Raw genomic sequence first — 3,180 nt, forward strand, 5'->3', positions numbered from 1 at the left:
CGCTCTACGCGCTGCGACCCCCTCTGGCCTGCCGGCCATCTCCCCCTCAAGGGGGGAGATTGCAGCGCCCAGCCTCAATAAATATCGAAGTCGAAATACTTGGCCTGGATCTTCTTGTAGGTGCCGTCGGCGACGATCGCGTCGATGGCCGCGTTGAGCTTGTCGCGAAGTGCTGTGTCTTCCAGGCGAACGGCAATGCCGGCTTGCGTTTCCGTCCCCTTGACGTCGCCGACCAGCTTGCAGCAGCCGTCGCTCGCCTTCTTCAACCAGTCCATCAGCACGAACTTGTCCGAGATCACAGCGTCAAGACGACCGTTGGTCAGGTCGGTGATCGCCTCTTCCTGGGTCGGATAGAGCTTTGCCTCCGCGCCTGCCTTGCCATACTCATTCTGGGCATAGTCGGCCTGCGTGGTCGAAGCCTGGGCGCCGACCGTCTTGCCGGCCAGTGCCGGTGGTTCGGTCGAGCTGAGATCGCTATCCTTCGGCGCCACCAAAGCGAGCGGTGTCGTGTAATATTTGTTGGTGAAGGCGACCTGCTTCTTGCGCTCCTCGGTGATGCTCATCGAGGCGATGATGGCGTCGAATTTCTTCGCCTGCAAAGCGGGAATGATGCCGTCCCAGTCCTGGGTGACGATCTCGCACTCGACCTTCATCTGCGCGCATAGTGCATTGGCGATGTCGATGTCGAAGCCTTCGACCTTGCCGTCAGCCGTAATGGTGTTGAACGGCGGATAGGCGCCCTCCGTGCCGATCTTGATTTTCTCCTGCGCCTGCGAAAGCGAGCCGGCCGCCACCACCAGCATGGCAGCGCCTGCTGCCGATATGATCCATTTCGAAATCTGCATTTTCTTGGTTCCCCTTGAACGCCGGCATCTTGACGACCAGCAAGGCAGCCAAGCATGGCGAGCCAGCGCAGGCAAGTATTTTGCCTGACGGCGGCGCTCAGCGCGCGGCGCGGAAATGCTTGGACAGCTTCAGGCCCTGCGCCTGATAGTTGGAGCCGAGATCGGTGCCATAGAGGGCCTGCGGCCGCTTCAGCATATGCTCGTAGACCAGCCGGCCGACGATCTGGCCATGGTCGAGAATGAACGGCACTTCATGGCTGCGCACTTCCAGCACCGCCCGGCTGCCGGTGCCGCCGGACGCGGAATGGCCAAAGCCCGGATCGAAGAAGCCGGCATAGTGGACGCGGAACTCTCCGACCAGCGGATCGAAGGGCGTCATCTCGGCGGCGTAGAGCGGCGGTACGTGCACCGCCTCCTGGCTGACGAGGATGTAGAACTCGTCGGGGTCGAGCACCAGTTCGCCGGCGCCGCTCTTGTGGATCGGCTCCCAGAAGTCGACGACTTCCTGCGCCGCGCGCTTGTCGACATCGACGAGGCCGGTGTGATGCTTGCCGCGATAGCCGACCAGCCCGTTCTGATCGCCGTTGAGGTCGATCGACAGCGCGATGCCGCCGCCGGAAATATTCGGCGGCTCGGTGGCGACCAGCGTCTGCGCGCGATGCAACTCGTGCAGCTCGGCTTCCGAGAGCAGCGCATTGCCGGTGCGGAAGCGGATTTGCGACAGGCGTGAGCCGGTGCGCACGACGATCGGGAAGGTGCGGGGGCTGACTTCCAGAAACAGCGGGCCGTGATAGCCGGCAGCGATCTTGTCGAACTCGTGGCCGCGATCGGTCATGACGCGGGTGAAGATGTCGAGCCGCCCGGTCGAGCTCTTCGGATTGGCCGAGGCCGAAATGTCCGCCGGCAGCGCCAGGCTTTCAAGCAAGGGCACGATGTAGACGCAGCCGGTCTCGAGCACCGCGCCCTCGGCAAGATTGATCTCGTGCAGCTGCAGCCGGTCGAGCTTTTCCGAGACCTTGTGATTGGGCCCGGGCAGGAACGAGGCCCGCACCCGCCAGGCCTTGTCGCCGAGCCTGAGATCGAGACTGGCCGGCTGGATCTGGTCGGCGTCGAGCGCACGCGCCGACTTCAGCGCGCCGGACTGGAACAGCGCCGATATGTCCTGATCGGGAAGAATGCCTGTCTGCCGCAAGGCTCCACTCCTAGGTCAGACGTTTTTCTTGTCGCAGGTTCTGGTCGCAAAACCGTGGAACACTTTTGCGGAACCTGCTTGGTACAAACCTCTTAATGAAGCCGGCAATTGACGCAAGCGTGGCGCGGGTCTAAAGGGTCGTTATCCCGTGGTGATTTGGCCGGTCGGCTTGCAGCCACGTTAAACAAGTCGCTAAAGGACCGTCGGGCCGCAAGGCCGTATGGACCGGTTGCGACTTTCGCGGCCGGTTTTTTTGTGTCTGGAAGAAAAGCGATGAGCACCAAGAAGCACAACTGGAAGCCTCAGACGGCACTCGTGCACAGCGGAACGCTGCGTTCCGGTTTCGGCGAAACGTCGGAAGCGATTTACCTGACCCAGGGCTATGTCTACGAAACGGCACAGGCCGCCGAAGCCCGTTTCAAGGGCGAGGAGCCAGGCTTCATCTATTCGCGCTACGCCAATCCGACCGTCGACATGTTCGAGAAGCGCATGTGCGCGCTCGAAGGCGCCGAAGACGCCCGCGCCACCGCGTCCGGCATGGCAGCGGTGACGGCCGCCCTTCTGTGCAGCGCCAAGGCCGGCGACCATATCGTGGCGGCGCGTGCGCTGTTCGGCTCCTGCCGCTGGGTGGTCGAGACGCTGGCGCCGAGATACGGCATCGAGGCGACGCTGGTCGACGGCACCGACATCGCCAATTGGGAAAAGGCGATCAAGCCGAACACCAAGCTGTTCTTCCTGGAAAGCCCGACCAATCCGACGCTGGAAGTGGTCGATATCGCCGCTGTCGCCTCGCTTGCCAATTCGATCGGCGCAAGGCTGATCGTCGACAATGTCTTCGCCACGCCCCTGCAGCAGAAGCCCTTGCAGCTCGGCGCCCATATCGTCGTCTATTCGGCGACCAAGCACATAGACGGCCAGGGGCGCTGTCTCGGCGGCGTGATCCTGTCGGACAAGAAGTGGATCGACGAGAACCTGCACGACTATTTCCGCCATACCGGCCCAAGCCTTTCGCCGTTCAACGCCTGGACGTTGCTGAAGGGCCTGGAGACGCTGCCGCTGCGTGTGCGCCAGCAGACGGAAAGTGCCGGCCGGATCGCGGATTTCCTGGCCGACCGGCCGGAGATCGCCCGCGTCATCTATCCC

The 3,180-nt window shown here is 62.8% G+C and carries 3 protein-coding genes and 1 riboswitch; of the genes, 1 reads left to right on the forward strand and 2 read right to left on the reverse strand.

From position 1 onward, the window contains the following. Nucleotides 1-74: 74 nt before the first annotated feature. Nucleotides 75-845 carry an ABC transporter substrate-binding protein gene (locus tag EOC06_RS13705; protein ID WP_128307995.1) on the reverse strand — a complete coding sequence of 257 codons (771 nt, stop codon included), beginning with the start codon at nt 843-845 and terminating at the stop codon, nt 75-77. 97 nt (nt 846-942) lie between these two features. Further along, nucleotides 943-2,037, reverse strand: coding sequence for a 2'-deoxycytidine 5'-triphosphate deaminase (locus EOC06_RS13710; protein WP_127319679.1), 1,095 nt, complete (start codon nt 2,035-2,037; stop codon nt 943-945). Nucleotides 2,038-2,175: 138 nt separating this feature from the next. Then, nucleotides 2,176-2,253: riboswitch (SAM riboswitch) on the forward strand. Between the two features lie 57 nt (nt 2,254-2,310). Here EOC06_RS13710 and EOC06_RS13715 point away from each other — a divergent pair. Then, a partial coding sequence (locus EOC06_RS13715) for an aminotransferase class I/II-fold pyridoxal phosphate-dependent enzyme (protein ID WP_128307996.1) occupies nt 2,311-3,180 on the forward strand: 870 nt, incomplete at its 3' end.

The sequence above is a fragment of the Mesorhizobium sp. M7A.F.Ca.MR.362.00.0.0 genome (assembly GCF_004023175.1).
GTDB lineage: Bacteria > Pseudomonadota > Alphaproteobacteria > Rhizobiales > Rhizobiaceae > Mesorhizobium.

Excerpts from the sequence above, each read along its gene's own strand:
- EOC06_RS13705 (WP_128307995.1), bottom strand. The coding sequence starts at position 845 with ATGCAGATTTCGAAATGGATCATATCGGCAGCAGGCGCTGCCATGCTG.